General features: G+C 64.1%; 15 protein-coding genes and 1 pseudogene. 11 read left to right on the forward strand and 5 right to left on the reverse strand.

Annotation, left to right across the window (positions count from 1 at the left end):
• The first annotated feature begins 28 nt into the window (after positions 1–28).
• Both QQK95_RS16000 and QQK95_RS16005 read left to right on the forward strand, forming a co-directional pair.
• Positions 29–1459: a 3' terminal RNA ribose 2'-O-methyltransferase Hen1 gene (locus tag QQK95_RS16000; RefSeq protein ID WP_284274299.1), complete on the forward strand. Its 1431-nt coding sequence runs from the start codon at positions 29–31 to the stop codon at positions 1457–1459.
• Positions 1456–4032 carry a polynucleotide kinase-phosphatase gene (locus QQK95_RS16005; protein ID WP_284274301.1) on the forward strand — a complete coding sequence of 859 codons (2577 nt, stop codon included), beginning with the start codon at positions 1456–1458 and terminating at the stop codon, positions 4030–4032. The genes QQK95_RS16000 and QQK95_RS16005 overlap by 4 nt, the downstream gene beginning before the upstream one ends.
• 6 nt (positions 4033–4038) lie before the next feature.
• On the opposite strand, the gene QQK95_RS16010 is transcribed toward QQK95_RS16005, so the two are convergent.
• Entirely contained in the window at positions 4039–4338 is a 300-nt protein-coding gene (locus QQK95_RS16010) for an AzlD family protein (RefSeq protein WP_284274303.1), read from the reverse strand.
• Positions 4335–5068 (reverse strand): annotated as a pseudogene (locus tag QQK95_RS16015) (AzlC family ABC transporter permease). The gene QQK95_RS16010 and the pseudogene QQK95_RS16015 overlap by 4 nt, the downstream one beginning before the upstream one ends.
• A gap of 169 nt (positions 5069–5237) precedes the next feature.
• On the opposite strand from QQK95_RS16015, the gene QQK95_RS16020 reads away from it, so the two are divergent.
• Entirely contained in the window at positions 5238–5696 is a 459-nt protein-coding gene (locus tag QQK95_RS16020; protein ID WP_284274305.1) for an Lrp/AsnC family transcriptional regulator, read from the forward strand.
• Between the two features lie 389 nt (positions 5697–6085).
• Complete coding sequence (locus QQK95_RS16025; protein WP_284274307.1) at positions 6086–7288, forward strand: MFS transporter; 1203 nt, start codon at positions 6086–6088, stop codon at positions 7286–7288.
• 53 nt (positions 7289–7341) lie between these two features.
• Here QQK95_RS16025 and QQK95_RS16030 read toward each other — a convergent pair whose 3' ends face one another.
• Both QQK95_RS16030 and QQK95_RS16035 read right to left on the reverse strand, forming a co-directional pair.
• Positions 7342–8475 carry an NAD(P)/FAD-dependent oxidoreductase gene (locus QQK95_RS16030; protein ID WP_284274309.1) on the reverse strand — a complete coding sequence of 378 codons (1134 nt, stop codon included), beginning with the start codon at positions 8473–8475 and terminating at the stop codon, positions 7342–7344.
• Positions 8476–8512: 37 nt separating this feature from the next.
• Entirely contained in the window at positions 8513–9181 is a 669-nt protein-coding gene (locus QQK95_RS16035; protein WP_284274311.1) for a peroxiredoxin, read from the reverse strand.
• Between the two features lie 145 nt (positions 9182–9326).
• Between QQK95_RS16035 and QQK95_RS16040 the strand changes: the two genes are divergently transcribed.
• On the forward strand, positions 9327–11033 hold the full coding sequence (locus QQK95_RS16040) for a BTAD domain-containing putative transcriptional regulator (RefSeq protein WP_284274313.1): 1707 nt from the start codon (positions 9327–9329) through the stop codon (positions 11031–11033).
• A gap of 50 nt (positions 11034–11083) precedes the next feature.
• Here the strand turns inward: QQK95_RS16040 and mocR are convergent, their stop codons facing one another.
• On the reverse strand, positions 11084–12553 hold the full coding sequence (gene mocR / locus QQK95_RS16045) for a rhizopine catabolism transcriptional regulator MocR (protein WP_284274315.1): 1470 nt from the start codon (positions 12551–12553) through the stop codon (positions 11084–11086).
• Positions 12554–12652: 99 nt separating this feature from the next.
• Here mocR and QQK95_RS16050 point away from each other — a divergent pair, with 99 nt between their 5' ends.
• From QQK95_RS16050 to QQK95_RS16075, 6 genes are all read left to right on the forward strand, one after another.
• A complete protein-coding gene (locus QQK95_RS16050) occupies positions 12653–13771 on the forward strand; it encodes a Gfo/Idh/MocA family protein (RefSeq protein ID WP_284274318.1) in 1119 nt (372 codons plus the stop codon).
• The gene (iolE, locus tag QQK95_RS16055) at positions 13768–14667 is read left to right on the forward strand and encodes a myo-inosose-2 dehydratase (protein ID WP_284274320.1); all 900 of its coding nucleotides are present in this window, start codon (positions 13768–13770) and stop codon (positions 14665–14667) included. Before QQK95_RS16050 ends, iolE begins: the two co-directional genes overlap by 4 nt.
• 256 nt (positions 14668–14923) lie before the next feature.
• On the forward strand, positions 14924–15880 hold the full coding sequence (locus QQK95_RS16060) for a rhizopine catabolism ABC transporter substrate-binding protein (protein ID WP_284274322.1): 957 nt from the start codon (positions 14924–14926) through the stop codon (positions 15878–15880).
• A gap of 51 nt (positions 15881–15931) precedes the next feature.
• On the forward strand, positions 15932–17029 hold the full coding sequence (locus QQK95_RS16065) for an ABC transporter permease (RefSeq protein ID WP_284274324.1): 1098 nt from the start codon (positions 15932–15934) through the stop codon (positions 17027–17029).
• Positions 17029–17823 (forward strand): ATP-binding cassette domain-containing protein, encoded by a 795-nt coding sequence (locus QQK95_RS16070; RefSeq protein WP_284274326.1) that lies wholly within the window; start codon positions 17029–17031, stop codon positions 17821–17823. The genes QQK95_RS16065 and QQK95_RS16070 overlap by 1 nt, the downstream gene beginning before the upstream one ends.
• 114 nt (positions 17824–17937) lie before the next feature.
• Positions 17938–18168 carry a hypothetical protein gene (locus tag QQK95_RS16075; protein WP_284274328.1) on the forward strand — a complete coding sequence of 77 codons (231 nt, stop codon included), beginning with the start codon at positions 17938–17940 and terminating at the stop codon, positions 18166–18168.
• Positions 18169–18197: the final 29 nt, after the last annotated feature.

Here is an 18197-nt window from a genome sequence, read left to right on the forward strand (position 1 = left end):
GGGAAATGAATGTACTGCGTTGGATAGATTGCCGCGCGCCATTGGTTATTCTGCTCGTCTGCGTTATCGGTCGCCGATGTTCCTTTCCGTCGCCACAACGCATCGTCCAGCCACAGATCTCGGCTTCTTGCTGCACAAGCATCCCGAGCGTCTGCATGAGACCGAGCTGTCCTTCGGCAAGGCTTGGCTGTTCTATCCGGAAGCGACCGATGAGCGTTGCGAGGCTGTGCTTCTACTGGACGTCGATCCGATAGGGCTCGTGCGGGGCAAAGGTCAGGCGGAAGGCTTGCTGGATCAGTATGTAAACGATCGGCCGTATGCGGCATCGTCCTTCCTGTCGGTGGCAATGAACAAGGCGCTGCGGACCGCGATGACCGGCATATCAAAGGAGCGCCAGCAACTGGCCGACAGCGACCTGCCGCTCGAAGCCGTGGTGACCCCGCTGCCGATGCGCGGCGGTGAGGCTCTGGTTCGAGATCTGTTCGAACCTCTGGGATGGGCCGTCGACCTGACGCCGATCGAAAATATAGGACCTGGAGCTGGCGGGGCACGATACGGTCATCTGAGGCTGACTGGCACTGGCCGGCTAAGCAGCCTTCTCAACCACCTCTACGTCCTTATCCCGGTGATGGACGACGCCAAGCATTACTGGGTTGGCGAGGCCGAGATCGACAAGCTGCTGTCCAAGGGCGAAGGCTGGCTGGAGAACCATCCGGCCAAAGACCTGATCGTGCGTCGTTATCTGCGCAACCGGGGTGCGTTGGCTCGTATTGCCCTCGAGCGACTGGCCCCCGAAACCGTCGGTGAGGCCCTGCCTCCGGAAGCTCGGGTTGCGCCTGAGGAGGCGCTGGAGGCGCCCATCCGGCTGAATGATCTGCGCATGGATGCTGTGGTCCAAGCCATTCGGGCGACCGGCGCGACCAGTGTTGCGGATCTGGGATGCGGCGAAGGCAAGCTGCTGTATCGGCTCGTACGCGAGCGATGGGTCCACAGGCTGTTCGGACTCGACCCCGCAGTCCGTGAACTGGAATGGGCTGCCAAGCGCCTCAAGCTGAACGAGTTCGGCGGGCCGCCCGAAGGTCGTGTCACGCTGCTGCATGGATCGCTGACATATCGCGACAGCCGCTGGGCTGAAGCTGACGTCGCCGTGCTGGTCGAGGTCATCGAACATCTCGACGAGGACAAGCTGCCTCTGATCGAACGTGTGGTCTTCGGCGAGACAGCGCCCAAATCCGTGATAGTGACCACGCCGAACGCTGACTACAACGCGTTGTTCCCCAATCTGGCTCCCGGCGCCTTTCGCCATCCGGATCATCGTTTCGAATGGAGCCGAGTTCGGTTTGAAGCCTGGGCGGCCAAGATCGGCGAGACCTATGGCTATGGTGCTGCCTTCAGTGGCATCGGAGCCGTGCACCCCATGCTTGGCGCGCCGACACAGATGGCGGTGTTCACCCGATGAGAGAGCCCGACAATATCGACCTTACCATCCCTGACTTCGCTCTCGTCGTGCTGATCGGCTCGACCGGATCAGGCAAGTCGACCTTCGCCGCCAGGCACTTCCTGCCGACCGAAATCATCTCCTCGGATCGCTGCCGCGCACTCGTCTGCGACAACGAGACTGATCAGGACGTCTCTGCCGACGCTTTCGATCTAGTGCGCGAGATCGCCGGCAAACGGCTCAAGCATCGCAAGCTGGCGGTCATCGACGCCACCAATGTGCGGGCCGCGGACCGCAAGGCCTGGGTTGAACTGGCGCGAAAGTGGCACGCTTTGCCGGTTGCTCTGGTTATCGATCCGGGCGTCGATGTCTGCGTCGCGCGCAACGCGTTGCGGCCCGACCGGCCATTCGGCGCTGGCGTGGTCCAGCGCATGACAACCGAAATCCGCAAGGGCCTCGGCGGCCTGCAACGCGAAGGTTTCCGTCAGGTCTGGAAGCTTACTAGCGAGGCCGGTATCGACGCGGCCAAGGTCTCGCGCCAGCCATTGTGGACCGACAAGCGCGGCGACCATGGTCCGTTCGACATCATAGGCGACATCCACGGCTGCGCCGATGAACTTCAGGCCCTGCTTGGGCAACTCGGTTACAGCGTCGCCTGGTCCGAGGTTCATGGCGAACGAACCGTCACTGTGACGCCGCCGGAAGGCCGCAAGATCGTCTTTGTCGGCGACCTCGTCGATCGCGGTCCCAATGTGCCCGACGCCTTGCGCATCGCCATGAGCATGGTCGCGGCCGGAACCGCCTACTGTGTCCAGGGCAATCACGAACGCAAACTCAGCCGCTGGCTGGAGGGCCGCAAGGTTACGATCGCCCACGGACTGCAACAGACCATCGACCAGTTGGACGCTCAGGATCGTGGCCTGCGAGAGGCTTTGCCGGCCTTCCTCGACAGCCTGCGCAGCCACGTCTGGCTGGACGAGGGACGCCTCGCCGTCGCCCATGCCGGTCTCAAGGAAGACATGATCGGCCGCGGCTCCGGCGCAGTGCGTGAGTTCGCCCTCTATGGCGAAACCACGGGCGAAATCGACGAATTTGGCCTCCCCGTCCGAGCCGACTGGGCGGCGGCCTATCGCGGCAAGACGAGCGTAGTCTATGGACACACGCCAGTGCTGTCGGCCGAATGGGTCAACAACACCCTCTGTATCGACACCGGGTGCGTGTTCGGCGGCAAACTGACGGCATTGCGTTGGCCGGAACGCGAGCTGGTCGACGTCCCGGCAATCCAGATCTGGTCCGAACCAGTGCGTCCGCTCGGCGGATCCGGCCTCGGCAAATCGGCACAGGCCGATGCCGACGGCGTGCTCGACTATCAAGATGTATCCGGGCGCCGCTGGATCGAGACCGAACTAAGGGGCCGGGTCGTCGTGGCCGAGGAGAACGCGTCGGCGGCACTTGAGGTGATAAGCCGCTTTGCGCTGTCGCCACAGTGGCTGGTATATTTGCCGCCCACGATGTCGCCATCCGAGACCTGCAGCCAAGGCGGCTGGCTGGAGCGTCCCGAGGAAGCCTTCGCCCATTTCCGCGAGCGTGGCGTCACCCAAATCCTGTGCGAGGAGAAGCACATGGGTTCGCGGGCAGTCATCGCGTTGTGCAGAAACGCGCAGACCGCGCGCGGCCGGTTCGGGGTCCCGGGCGACGAGACCGGCGCGATCTGGACCCGGACCGGGCGCTCCTTTTTCAACGACACCGGCATGACGGAGGCTTTGCTTGCCCGCCTGCGCGCCAGCGTTGACGCTGCGGGTCTGTGGAAGGAATTGAACAGCGACTGGCTGCTGCTGGATGCTGAGATCATGCCATGGTCGGCTAAGGCAAGCAGCCTTATCGAAAGCCAATACGCCCCCGTGGCGACGTCTGCAGCCGCTGGCCTCCAGGCCAGCCGCGAAGCACTTGCCCTTGCGATGGCACGCGGCGTCGATGCGGCCGCGCTTGACGCGCGCCTTGAGGACCGGGCCGCACGTGCGGCCAGATACGCCACCGCCTGGGCGCCTTACGTGTGGCCGGTCTCGGGAATAGAGGACCTGAAGGTCGCGCCGTTCCACCTGCTCGCCAGCGAGGGACGTGTCTGGTACGACCATGATCACGTTTGGCACATGACGCTTGCAGAGCGTTTGGCTGCCGGCGACGGGGTGGTAACGCGAACACAATGGCGGGTGGTTGATCTGGCCGACGCCAGCGCTTGTGCGGAGGCTGTCGCCTGGTGGGAGACGCTGACCGGCTTGGGCGGCGAAGGCATGGTGGTGAAGCCGCGCGACTTCGTCAGCCGGAACAAGAAGGGGCTCATCCAGCCGGCGCTGAAGGTGCGTGGCCGGGAGTATCTGCGCATCATCTACGGCCCCGAATACGACGCGCCGGACAATCTCGTGCGCCTTCGGGAACGAGGCTTAAGCGGCAAGCGTAGCCTGGCACTCAGGGAGTTCGCCCTCGGTCACGAGGCGCTTAAGCGGTTTGTCGACAGGCAGCCGCTGCGGCGTGTTCACGAGTGTGTCTTCGGCGTCCTGGCGCTGGAGAGCGAGCCGATCGATCCAAGGCTGTAGTCTAGGCTAGCCGATGAAATGCCTAAGCAGGCCCGCCGAAGCGATGCCGATCAGCACGGTCGGCAGCATGGAAAGCCGCGTCGCCGCGATAAAAGTAATGGCCAGCGCCAGAAGATCGGCCGGATTGCGCGACACGAAGGCCGGCGCGATGACCGAGATCAGCACGCAACCGGGCGCAGCCTCCATCACCGCCGTGGCTCGCGCGCTGAGCACGCGGTTGCGCAGCACGGCGTAGCCGCCGATCCGCGTGAGATAGGTGACGCCGGCCATCAGCACGATGGTGAAAAGGGTTGTCCTGTCGATCATGCGTCACCTGCCATCAGCCAGGCGGCAAGCAGCCCCGACACCGCTCCCGCCGCGACATACCAGGCGCCGGGAATGAAGAGATAGACAAGGGCCGCGACGATCAGGCTGACCAGCCAGGGCCGCGCCGCCTTCACGCCCTTCCACATGCCGCGCATCAGCACCAGGAAGACGGCCGGAAAGGCCATGTCGAAACCATAGGTCTCGACATGGCCGAGCATCGGCCCGAGCAAGGCGCCGAGCGTGGTGAAGAAAACCAGGTCAGGTACATGGCCAGCGCCGCGCCCATATAATAGCGCGGGCTGAAGGCCGGCCCGATGCCCGCCGCGGCGCGCTGTTTGGCGTCGGCCAGGCCCAGCGCCCAGCTTTCGTCGCACAGGAAGAAAAGTGCTGGAAACACTTTGCGCCGCGGCAGATCGCGCAGGAACGGCGCAAGTGCTGCTCCCATCAGCAGATGCCGGCTGTTGACCAGGAAGGTGATGGCGACGATGAGCAGGATATGCGGCGGCGACGTCCACAACTGGATCGCCGCGAATTCCGAGCCACCGGCGAAATTCAGCCCCGTCATCATGGACAGTTCGACCGTGCTCAACCCTTTCTGGGTCGCCTGGGCGCCAAGGACCAGCGCATAGGGGATGGTGCCGAGCAGCACCGGCGCGCAGGACGCTACGCCCCGGCGGAACTCGGATCCCGAGCTGTCGCTCGCCGTTTCGACTGTCTGTGAAATGCTCATGCTCTGCCGTCGGCCGGCCTCGCGGTCGCCGCTTCCTGCGTTTGAACTCTCGTGATACCGGCGGCAAACATACCCTCGCTTCTCCGCAATTTGGTTGCGAAGATTGTTGCAATTCATCCATTTCTGGCATTGAATGTCACAGATATCGGATAGAATGGAATCCAGAGCCATGAAGCTCGATGACATCGACAAGCGCATCCTGCGGGCGCTGCAACGCAACGGCCGCATGGCCAACAACGATCTGGCCAACGAGGTCGGCCTGTCTCCCTCGCCTTGCCTGCGACGCGTGAAGCTTCTGGAGGAGGCCGGCGTCATCGACCGCTATGTCGCCGTGCTCAACCCGGCCAGCATCGACAAAGGCCTCACCTTCTTCACCCGCATCTGGCTGAAGACACAGGACGAGGACACGATCCAGCACTTCGCCACCGAAGTGGCCAAGCTTCCGCAGGTCATGGAATGCTACCTGATGCTCGGCGACTGCGATGCCCTGGTGCGCGTGGTGGCGGCCGACGTCAACGACTATCGCCGCTTCCAGTCGGAGCATCTGAGCCGCATCAAGGGCGTCCAGAACGTCAAGACCGATGTGCCGAGCTGGACGATCAAGTACACCTCGGAACTGCCGATCTGACGCCTGTCACGCAGGCTGGCGTCAGGCTTTCCACTTTCAGGGCGAACCATTCTCGCGCGAGATGTTCGGCTGGGTGACGGCGACCGGACCAATCAATGGAGAGGCCCCGACAAATCACAGGATAAGGAGCGGCGTGCTGAAAGCTTGAAGACCAGGATCATGAAACGGATGTCTTGGCATATCCGGCCGCCTTGAAGAGGGATCACCCCATCGAATACCGTAGTAAGTCAACCGATGCCACACCCATCGTGACCCGCACCCACGCGGGAAAAGGGGGGGCCAGTCCAGACTGGATAAAAAATGCAACCGGATTGTAGGATCGGTTTCGGTGCCATCGTCCTTCGGACGCAAGCAGCGCTGAGCGCTGCCCTCTGGCATGGGAGATTTGCATGAACCTTTCCTATCGTTGGGTCATCGTCGCCGCTGGTGCGCTGATGTCCTGTGTCGCCATCGGAACGATGTTTTCGCTGGCGATCTTCCTTGAACCGATGGCGCTCGACACGCAGTGGTCGCGCGCCGGCATTTCGAGCGCCATGACGCTCAACTTCCTGGTGATGGGCCTCGGCGGCTTCGCCTGGGGCGCACTGTCCGACCGCTTCGGTGCCCGCATCGTGGTGGCGATCGGGGCCGTGCTGCTCGGCCTGGCACTGGTGGTGGCGAGCCGCGCCGGCTCGCTGCTGACCTTCCAGATCAGCTATGGCGTGCTCGTCGGGCTTGCCGCCAGCGCCTTCTTCGCGCCGATGATCGCGCTTACCACGGCCTGGTTCGACACCAACCGCAGCCTTGCGGTTTCGCTGGTCTCGGCCGGCATGGGCGTCGCCCCGATGACGATCTCGCCCTTCGCCCGCTGGCTGATTTCGGCTTATGAATGGCGCGCCGCCATGTTCGACATCGGCATCATGGCCTGGGTGCTGCTGTTGCCGGCGGTGCTCCTGGTGCGCCAGCCGCCAAAGCCCGCCGTGGCGGGCGGGGCTTCGGCGCCGGTCGCCGAGGGTGACGGCATGGGCGTGGCCCAGGCCTTGCGTTCGCCGCAGTTCATCGTGCTCGGGCTGACCTTTTTCGCCTGTTGTGCGGCCCATTCCGGGCCGATCTTCCATATGGTCAGCTATGCCATGCTGTGCGGCGTCGCCCCCATGGCGGCGGTCACGATCTACAGCGTCGAGGGTCTCGCCGGCCTGGGCGGCAGGCTTCTCTACGGCGTCCTGGCCGACCGGCTCGGCGTCAAGCCGGTGCTGATCGCGGGCCTGGCGATCCAGGCGGTCGTCATTGCCGCCTACCTCTCGGTCAGCCAGCTTGACCAGTTCTACGTGCTGGCCGTCATCTTCGGCGCCACCTATGGCGGCGTCATGCCACTCTACGCGGTGCTGGCGCGCGAGTATTTCGGCCAGCGCATCCTGGGCGCCGTGTTCGGCGCCGCCACGATGATGTCCAGCCTCGGCATGGCCTTGGGACCGCTTGCCGGCGGCATGGTGTTCGACGCCTATGCCAGCTACCACTGGCTGTTCATCGGCTCGGCCCTTGTCGGCCTGGGGGCGGTGGGCATAGCGATCGCCTTCCCACCCCTGCCGCGAAGGGAGTTGCAGGCGGCCTAAAGCGGATGGACGGGCGCTGGCGATAACCCATCGGCGCCCGCCTTTGTCGAAGGTCAATGCCCGAACCAGCGGGCTTTGCGGCTGGAGCCGAAATTCACCTTGTCGACCCGCAAAGCCTCCGACGGTTCATAGAAAGCACCGGTGGGTTTTGGACCAGAGAAGAAATCCACATCCACCCTGGCGATCCGGTTGGCGCCGAATTCGATGTAGCAGGATCCCGCGCCCGGATTCCTTGCCGTCGGTTCCTCATGGCGGAGCCTGGCGATCAGGTTCGCCGCAACGGTGCGTGCTGCGCCCTCGGCAAATACGCCCGCCTTCGGCGCGCCCGTATTGGCCAGATCCCCCAGCGCATAGACGCCGGGAAAGCGGGTTTCGAGTGTGCGCGGATCGATTGTGACCCAACCGCCCTCGGTGATGCCGGCCTCGACGACGACATCGGGCGCGCGGTTCCGGGGCACGCCCAGGAACAGATCGCAGGGCAGTTCGCCGCCATTGTCGAGCGTCACAACCTTGCGGCCCTCGTCCACGGAAACCACGCGGGTGCTGGGGATGAAGGTGATGCCGCGCTCGGCGAAGGCGGCCAGAAGCGCCTTCGACGTTTCGGGAGAAGGCGGCACCGGGCTCGACATTGAGTTCACATAGGTGATCTGGCAGTCGCCCCGGACGCCCCTCTCGGTCAAGTAGTCATGCAGCATCAAGGCGCATTCGCTGGGCGCGGGCGGGCATTTGTAAGGCGCGCCGCAGACGCCGATCACGGCATGCCCGTGGGTGAAGCCGGGCAGCACCTTGGCCATGTGCGCGGCACCCGCAACCGAGTAGAATTCGTTGCGGCCGAGCGTGATGCCGGGTGTAGCCGAGACGTCATAGTCGGCGCCGAGAGCGATCACCAATATGTCCGCCTCGTGCACACCTTTATCCGTCGTCACGCGCCGCCGTTCCGGGTCGATGGCGGTGACCGTCTCGCGCTTCATCATAACGCCGGCCTTGGCATAGTCGGCGTAGGGCAGCCGCACGGCCGCTTCGGTTGCGCGGCCGAACATCAGGTCAAGCTTGGCAAAGCCGAACACGAAGGAATCCGACTTGTCGATCAGGGTGACAGCAATGCTGTCACCCAAAGCTTCCGACAAGGACGTGCTGAGCTCGAGCCCGCCGAAGCCGGCCCCAAGGATAAGGATACGGGGTTTCATGCTGTCACCTCCTGTTGCCGGGTGCCTGGAAGAAGGCTCACGCGTTGCTGTGCGGCTGCGGCACGATGCGGATATAGGGCTTGGGCTGCTTCCAGCCGTCGGGGTAGAGCACCTTGGCTTCGTCGTTCGAAACCGAACCCGCGATGATCACGTCGTCGCCCTGCCGCCAGTTCACCGGCGTGGCGACGCGATGCTTGGCGGTCAGTTGCATGGAGTCCACCACACGCAGGATCTCGTCGAAGTTCCGGCCGGTGGTCATCGGATAGGCGATCATCAGCTTGATCTTCTTGTCGGGCCCGATGACATAGACATGGCGCACCGTCTGGTTGTCAGCCGCCGTACGCCCCTCGGCGCTGTCGCCGGCAGTGGCGGGCAGCATATCGTAGAGCTTGGCAATGGCCAGCATCGGGTCGCCGATCATCGGAAAGTTCGGCGCGTGCCCCTGGGTCTCGGCAATGTCATCGGCCCATCCGGCATGACGCTCGACCGGATCGACGGAAAGCCCGATGATCTTGACGTTACGCTTGTCGAACTCGGGCTTCAGCTTGGCCATGTAGCCGAGTTCAGTGGTGCAGACAGGGGTAAAATCCTTGGGATGGGAAAACAGGATGCCCCATGAATTGCCCAGCCAGTCGTGGAAGCTGATTGGGCCTTGAGTGGTTTCGGCGGTGAAGTCGGGTGCCATGTCGGCGATGCGAAGAGACATTTGATCCTCCTGCGGGAGATGGTTGGAATTGACTACGGGTGCAGACTAGGCAACCTATGTTCCGCCAGCGTTCCCCGCCCCACAGACGCTTGCGACGGCCGTTTTTTGGCGGCAACGGCGGATCGCTTGCTGAAGGGTGCTTCGAGTGCGCGTTCAAGTCCAATTGCTCGGCGGGTTCAGTGTCGGCCTTGACGGTCAAGTCATTCCGGCTGCGGCCTGGCGTCGTGACCGTGGCGCGGCGCTGGTGAAGCTGCTTGCCGTCACCCGTTCGCACCGCATCCACCGCGAACAGGTGATGGAGGCCTTCTGGCCTGATCTTGATCCCGAGGCTGCCGGAGCGAACCTGCGCAAGGCCATCCACTTCGCCCGCCGCGCGCTGGGTGCTCATGACCTGATCGAGCAGACGGCCGATGTCATCGCCCTCGCCCCGACGGCCGATCTTGAAATTGACGTTGACGCTTTCGAGGCCGCCGTCAAACTTGCCTTGCGAGGCTCCGACCCTGCCGCCTGCGAAATGGCTGCCGATCTTTACGCCGGCGACCTGCTGCCGGACGACCCCTATGTCGACTGGTTCGAAACGCCCCGCCAGGCCCTGCGACAGCGCTATGCCGAGGTGCTGCGGGCCGGCAGGCTCTGGCAGCGCCTGATCGCGATGGACCCGGCCGATGAGCAGGCCCAATGCGCTCTGATGCAGTCGGCGCTGGACGCCGGCAACAGGGCCGAAGCAATCAGGCTGTTCAATCAGCTCAGCCAAAGCCTGCGTATCGATCTTGGCGTCGGCCCGGGCGCCGAAACCGTGAAGCTCTACGAAAAGGCGCTGGCCGTGCCCTCTATCGACCCCGTCGGGTTGAGCGACCGCATCCGCGCCTCGCTGGCCTGGGGCCTGCTGCATCTGCAAAGCGGCGATTTCGCCAAGGCCGCTCAGGTCGGCAGGGAAACCCGTGAGCTGGCGATGGGCGCGGGGTTGGCCCGCGAGGTTGGCGAGGCCAGCGCCCTGATCGGGCTGGTGGCGCACATGCAGGGCCAATGGCGCGAGCTGTTCAGGGCGGAGTTCATCGAATGGGTCCGCTCCAAGCCAGCCTTCGTCTCCAACATTTTTGACGGGCATCTCTGCCTGGCCGAATTCTGCCTTTGCAGCGCCAAGGGCCATCACGACATCGCCGCTTCGGCGCGTGAGCTGCTATCGGTCGCCGAGGGCGCCGGCTCGCTTGCCGGGCGCGGCCTTGCCTCCCTGGTGCTGGGAGAAGCTGCCTTGTTTTCGGGCCAGTTGGCCGAGGCCGAACGCATGCTGGCGGAAGCCGAGAAACTCTATGCGCAGGTTGGCGCCATTGCCGGCCGCGTGCTGGCGCTCCAGCGCCTGACGGAACTTGCCCTGGCGCGTGGCCAGAAATGGCAAGCGGGACGGCTGATCCGGCGCGCCACGACCCTTGCCCAATCCTCCTGGCTTGCGCCGCATCTGCTGATCAGCCTGAAGGGTCTAGAGGTGCGGGCCGCCTCTACGCCCGAAAGGATCGCCGCGACCATCCAGGAAGGCGACCGCATGCTGTCATCGGGCTGCAATTGCCAGCCTTGCTCGATGACCTTCCGCACCGCCGCGGCCGTTGCCCTGGCCGAGGCGGGCGAAGTCGAACAGGTCAACCGCCGGCTCGACGAGGCTGAGCGGGTGGCCGGCATGTGGAATGGCGGCCCCTGGGTGGCGGCCGTCTGGGAAGCGCGCGGCGTGCAGCGCCGCGCCGAGCACAGCGAAAACCGCGCCATGGCGGCATTTGAGGAAGCGGCCTCGCGCTTTGCCGCGCTTGGCAGGCCGATCGACGAGGTACGCTGTCGGGCACGGATGGCATATCTCGACTAGCACCACCCAGCAGCGCGTGTTCGGCTTAAAAAGAAAATGATCCCAGTTTCTTACCCGGGGTTATTCATTCGCGAAAAATGACTTTGCAGCACGGTGCGAAACTTCTGCATCGTCTTTTCGGTCATCTGCGCATCGGCCGCCGCAAAGCCCATGACGAGGCCGTTCTGCTGCGTGCCGTGGCGATACTGGATCGACAGGGCCGAGACATTGATGCCTTGCTGGAGCGCCGCCTCCGCAACCGCCGTGTCGCTGCATCTGTCGCGGAAAATGCCGACGACCTGGATGCCGGATTCGGTGGTGTGGAAATCCAGCCATTCCCCGAGATGCCGTTGCGCGCTTTCCAGGAAGAACTGCCGTCTCTCCGCGTAGAGACGCCGCATGCGCCTCAGATGGCGGGTGAAATGCCCCTCATTCATGAAGTCCGCGAGCGCGGCCTGGGTCAGCAAGGGGGCGAACTGGCCGCTGACGCTCAGCGCCGAGACGATCGTGTGGTCGATCGCCTTGGGCGCCACCATGAAGCCCAGCCGCATGGCCGGGAAAAGGATCTTGGCGAAGGTGCCGACATAGACCACGCGGTTCGATGCGCCGATGCCTTGCAGCGCCGGGATCGGCTGGCCCTGGAAACGGTATTCGCCGTCATAGTCGTCCTCGATGATCCACGAGCGCCAGGTCTCGGCCATGTGCAGCAGGTTGAGCCGCTGCTCCATCGGCATGGTTATGCCGAGCGGGTGATGGCAGGAGGGTGTCACGAAGATCATGCGCGGCACGACATCAGGCGGATCGAGATCCCAGCCGGCATTGCTGACGCGCAGCGGCGCCAGTTTCGCCCCGGCCGAGACGAAGGCCGAGCCGGCGCCGTAATAGCCAGGCTCCTCCATCCAAACCGTGTCGCCATCATCGATCAGCAACCGGGCCAGGAGATCGAATGCCGACTGCGCGCCATTGGTCACGACGATCTGCTCGGCGGTGCACTTCACGCCCCGAGAGGCGGTGAGGTAGCGCGCTATGGCCTCGCAGAGCGGCGGATAGCCCTTGACGTGATAGGTGCCGAAAAGATCGATATGGGCGAATTTTGCGCGGCGGCTGAGCAGTTTCGACCAGGTGTTGAACGGAAAATTATCCGGGTCAGGCATGCCGGGATGAAAGGCGAGCATGCCTGGCCGGCCATGATGATAGGGTTGGGCAAGCATGGTCTGCCCGCGCCGCGATAGCGGATTGGCATCCTCGACCGACATTTGTTCCGCAACCGCCGAACGCGTCGGCAGGTCCATCACCACCGATGGCCTGCGCGGCCGTATCGCCAGATAGCCCTCCAGCGCCAGCTGGTCGCAAGCGGCAATCACCGTGTTGCGCCCGACATTCAGGTCCCGCGCCATGACCCGCGTCGAGGGCAGTGCGTGGCCGCTCGGCAGCACGCGCCGTTCGATCAGGCCGCGCAACTGGACATAGAGCTGCCGGTGCAGATTGGCGGGGCTGTCGCGATCGAGCGCAATGCCGTCGACGGGAAAGCTGGTCTTCATCTGGTTCCCAAAAATCAATGGAATCTGGTTCTAACAATGGAACCAAAGGAGGCCTACCCTCAAGAAAAAAGAGCGTTCGGGTTCAGATGGGGCTGGCCGATGCAGTGCATAAGGGTGGGAGTGATCGGGGCGGGCGGCGTCGCCCAGGTCGAGCACATTCCGAACCTGCTCAAGCTGCACCGGCAGTTCAAGATCCTTGGCGTCTACGATCCGTCGCGAAAGGTCCGCGCTTTCGTCGCGGAGGAATTCGGCCTCGAAACATTTTCCGATCTCGACGCGCTGCTCGCCATGCCGCTTGACGCCGTGGTCATCGCCTCGCCGGATGCGCTGCACCGCGAACAGAGCCTCGCCGCCTTTGCCAGGGGCCTGCATGTCTTCTGCGAAAAGCCGCTTTGCTATGGCGCGCAGGACATCGACGACCTGATCGCCGCCAGGGATCGCGCCGGAAAGGTGCTTCAGGTCGGCTACATGAAGCGGTTCGACCCGAGCTACGAGGCGGCGCTAAGGATGCTGCCCGGCACGGCGCGGACGCTTCGCTACATTTCGGTCGAGGTCAACGATCCCGACGCCTGGCCCTTCATCCGGCACGCCTCCACTTGCCGGGGTGACGACGTCGCGGCGGAATTGATTGCCTCGACCGAAGCCAGGCAGCGCGAGCAGGTCGACCGCGCGGTGCCCGGGATCGACGATCCCCACGCCTTCCAAGGTTTTGTCGGCGCCTATTCCTCGTCGATCGTGCACGACGTCAACGCCGTCCATGGCTTGCTCGATGCGCTCGGCGTCGCCGATGGCGAAATCGTCGGCGCCTCGCTCTTCGCCAAGGGCGAAGCTGGCCAGGGCTCCGTGCGGCTGCTCGGCGGCCAGGCATTGTGGACCATGGCCCATATCGCCACTCCGGGCCTGCCCGATTACCGCGAGCGCATCACGCTCCATTTCGACGACGCCGCGCTCGAGCTGGAATTCCCCTCGCCCTATCTCAACCACCAGCCGACGCGGCTGACCGTCCGCACCGGCGACGGCCACACGCTTTCCAGCCGCGACGTCCGCAGCGGCTATGAGGAGGCATTCGTCGAGGAACTGAAAGGCTTCTGGTCGGCGATCGTCGAAGGCGCGCCCGTGCGCAACACCGCCGAGCATGCGCGCCGCGACATGACGCTGCTGGCCGGACTGACCCGCCACCACCTTGCCCAGTCGAAGCAATCAGGAGTTCGCCCGTGACGGTTCGCATCGGCATCAATCCGATCACCTGGACCAATGATGACGTGCCGGAACTCGGCGGCGACACGCCGCTTGAGGTCTGCCTCAGCGAGACCAGGCAGGCCGGCTATGCCGGCACCGAACTCGGCGGCAAGTTTCCGCGCCGCTCGGCCGAGCTGAAGCCCATAATGGAGCGTTATGGCCTCGCGGTGATTTCCGGCTGGTATGATGGCCGCTGCGACGAGAAGGATGTCGGCGCGGAAATGGATGCGATCACGCCGCATCTCCAGCTCTTGAAGGATATGGGCTCGACCCATGTCGTCTACGCCGACACCTCGCGCGGGCGCCACAACGCCATCTGGGGACCGATCTCGCAACGCCCGGCCCTGAGCCCGGAGGAATGGCCGGCCTATGGCCGCAAGCTGACTGCACTCGCCGAAAGGATGGCGGATTTCGGCGTGCGCATGGCCTTTCACCACCATATGGGAACCATCGTCGAGACCGATGCCGAGGTCGGCCTCCTGATGCGCCACACCGGTGAGGCGGTCGGCCTGCTCTACGACACCGGCCATTCGATATTTTCGGGCGGCGACCCGCTCGCCCTGATCAAGGCGCAGGTCAAACGTGTCGTCCATGTGCATTGCAAGGACGCGCGCAAGGCCGTGCTGGAGCGCGCGCGCGCCGAGGACATGAGTTTCATGGGCGCGGTCATGGACGGGATCTTCACCGTCCCCGGCGACGGCTTCATCGACTATCCCGCCATTTTGCGCGTGCTGGCCGACAATGGTTACAGCGGCTGGCTGGTCGTCGAAGCCGAGCAGGACCCCAACAAGGCCAACCCGCTGACCTATGCGACGATGGGATTCCAGAACCTGTCGCGCATGGCGAGGCAAGCCGGATTTACCGTCATGGAATGATCGAGGCCTATTCGGCCTCCAGGGAACCAGTGCTGAGGAATGAAACTGGAAAAGGTGTGTTGAGATTCAGGTCAGGCCGAGCCGAAAATGACGGCTCTCGAGAACCCGGAGCGAAGCGGACATTAGGTCCGTGAGCACCGGAAGCGCAGAAAGCCGCCATTTGCAGGCCGGCATCACCTGAACATCAACACAGCTTAAAGGGGCAACTGGACTGCCGACCGTAGTTGCGGCGGCGGAAAACAAACAGGAGGTTGTTATGTTTTCGCTTGCGAAATTAATAAAGCCTGCGCTCGGCCTGCTGGCCGGCTTCACGATGATGGCGGCGGCCACGACCCTTGCGGCCGCCGACGAGACGCGGGTGGTGTTCGTCACCCACGGCCAGAGCGGCGACCCCTACTGGTCGGTCGTCAAGAACGGCATGGACGACGCCGCCAAGACGCTCGGTGTCAAGGCCGAGTATCTGGCCCCCGAAACCTTCGACATGGCCAAGATGGGGCAGATGATCGACGCCATCGCGGCTTCCAAGCCCGACGGCATGGTCGTTTCGATCCCCGATGCGGCCGCCCTTACAACTCCGGTCAAGAACGCCGTCGCCGCCGGTATTCCGGTGATCGTCATCGATTCCGGCGGCTCGAAGCTCACCCATGACCTTGGCGGCCTGCTGTTCATGGGGCAGGATGAGTTCCAGGCGGGCGTCATGGCCGGCGAGCGCATCAAGGCGCTCGGCCTCACCAAGGCGGTCTGCGCCAATCACGAGGTCGGCAATTCGAGCCTCGACGACCGCTGCGCCGGCTTCGCCAAGGGTCTGGGCGTCGACGTGCCGGTGATGAACGGCGTCATCGACCCGACCGAAATGAAGAACCGCGTGATCGCCTACATGACCGCTCATGCCGATACACAGTTCATCCTCGCCGTCGGCGCCAGCGGCGCCGAGCCGACCCTGGCCGCGCTTGATGAAATGGGCCTGTCGGGCAAGGTGAAGACCGGCACGTTCGATCTTTCGCCCACGATCCTGCAGGCCGTCGTCGGCGGCAAGATGGAGTGGGGCATCGACGCCCAGCAATATGCCATGGGCTACATCCCGGTCGCGATGTTCGACCTCTGGAAGAAGTACAAGATCATGCCGATCGCCGACTATCCGACCGGCCCCGGCTTCGTCACCAAGGACACCGCCGCCTCGGTCATCGAGCTGTCGAAACAAGGCAAGCGCTAACACTGGCGGCCGGGTCTCGCCCCGGCCGCTTCATTTTGAGGTAACGCAGCCATGCTTTCAGAGATTCGCGACGAGCGGGTCCGGTCCGTTTCACGCCTCAGCCGCCTGCTAAGCAGGCCGGAGCTGGGCGCGGCCGCCGGCACGGTGCTGGTCTTCGTGTTCTTCGCCATCACGGCGGGAAACACCGGACTGTTCAGCGCCAAGGGGATCGTCAACTTCCTCGAAGTCTCGGCCCAGCTTGGCATTCTCGCCGCACCCGTGGCCCTGTTGATGATCGCCGGCGAGTTCGATCTGTCGGTCGGCTCGATGATCGGCTTTGCCGGCATCCTCATCGCCATCCCTTCCGTGTTCTGGGGCTGGCCGATCTGGCTTTCGCTGCTGTTCACCTTTGCGGTATGCGGCGGCATCGGTGCACTCAACGGGCTGGCGGTCGTCAGGACCGGACTGCCCTCCTTCATCGTGACGCTCGGCAGCCTGTTCATGCTGCGCGGCCTCACACTTGGTCTTACACGCGGCATTTCAGGGCGGACCCAGGTGTCGGGCGTGCATGAATTGGCGCAGAACGATCCCCTCAACAGCCTGTTTTCGGGACAGGTGTTGTCCGGCCCGATCGCCTGGCTTGCCAACCTCGGCCTGATCGGCAAGCGGGCGGACGGAATGCCGGCGATATCAGGCATCCCGGTATCGATCGTGTGGTGGATCGTGCTGACATTGGCCTGCACCTGGCTCTTGACGCGCAGCCGCTTCGGCAACTGGATCTTCGCCGCCGGCGGCGAAGCCAATGCCGCGCGCAATCTCGGCGTGCCGGTGGCGCGCACCAAGATCACGCTGTTCGTCATGACGGCACTCGCGGCCGCCCTGTTCGCGGCGATCCAGGTGCTGGTCACCGGCTCCGCCGACACGCTGCGCGGCACGCAGAAGGAATTCGAGGCCATCATCGCCGTCGTCATCGGCGGCACGCTGCTCACCGGCGGCTACGGGTCGGCCATCGGCGCCATGTTCGGCGCCCTGATCTTCGGCGTGGTGCAGATGGGCATCTTCTACACCGGCATCGACACCGACTGGTTCAAGCTGTTCATGGGTGCCATGATGGTCATCGCGGTGCTGTTCAACAGCTATGTGCGCAACCGCGCCATGAGGAGCCGGTGATGGCCGAGCCCTATGTCGAACTGAAGTCGGTCAGCAAATATTTCGGCTCGGTCGTGGCGCTGAAGGACGTGTCCTTCGATGTCCGCCCCGGCGAGGTGCATTGCCTGCTCGGCGACAATGGCGCCGGCAAGTCGACGCTGATCAAGACGCTGTCGGGCGTCTACACGCCGGACGAAGGCGAAATCCGCGTCCAGGGCAAGCCGACACGGTTTGCCTCGCCCGCCGATACGCGCGACAGCGGCATCGCGACCGTCTACCAGGACCTGGCGCTGGTGCCGCTGATGAGCGTGGCGCGCAACTTCTTCCTCGGGCGCGAGCCGATGCGCAAGTTCGGGCCGATCAGCCAGTTCGACGCCGACTTCGCCAACCGCACCGCCTATGACGAGATGTCGGCGATGGGTATCCAGCTGCGCGACCCCGAACAGCCGGTCGGCACGCTGTCGGGCGGCGAACGGCAATGCCTGGCCATAGCGCGTGCCGTCTATTTTGGCGCCAAGGTGCTCATCCTCGACGAGCCGACATCGGCGCTGGGCGTCCACCAGGCATCCGTGGTCCTGAAGCTCATCGTCCAGTCCAAGGCGCGCGGCATCGGCGTCATCTTCATCTCCCACAACGTCCACCACGCCTATGTCGTCGGCGATCGCTTCACGCTGTTGAAGCGCGGCCGGAGCACCGGCACCTACGCCAAGGGCGAAATCACCCGCGACCAGTTGCTCAACCTGATGGCCGGCGGCAAGGAACTGGTGGATCTGGAACAGGAGCTGGCCAAATCGGCCAGGAATGGCCCGGCTTAAGGCGCGGTGCTGATCGGATCCCTGTGGCTGCCTGGTCTGGCCGGTACGCACCGGTATCGGCGGAGCCGCGAATCTGTGCTAAGCCGCCGCCCAATCAACAAGAGGACGACAGCTGTGAGCGAACTGACCGTGGCCGAGGCGACCGAGAATATCTATGCATCGCTTCGGGCGGACAATGCCGACATCGACGCCCATATCGCGGCGCTCAAGGCCGCGCTGACACGCGAGGGGATGAAACAGGCGGTGTTCGACCCGACCAAGTTGGCGCAGAGCAACCGCCAGGGCCGTAAATTGATGCAGGCCTATTTTCGCCAGCGCGGCGTGAGCGTGACGTTTTCGGATTAGGAAAGCCGCGCGGGCGATCTCAAGCGCGC

The organism is Mesorhizobium huakuii (assembly GCF_030160235.1).
GTDB lineage: Bacteria > Pseudomonadota > Alphaproteobacteria > Rhizobiales > Rhizobiaceae > Mesorhizobium > Mesorhizobium huakuii.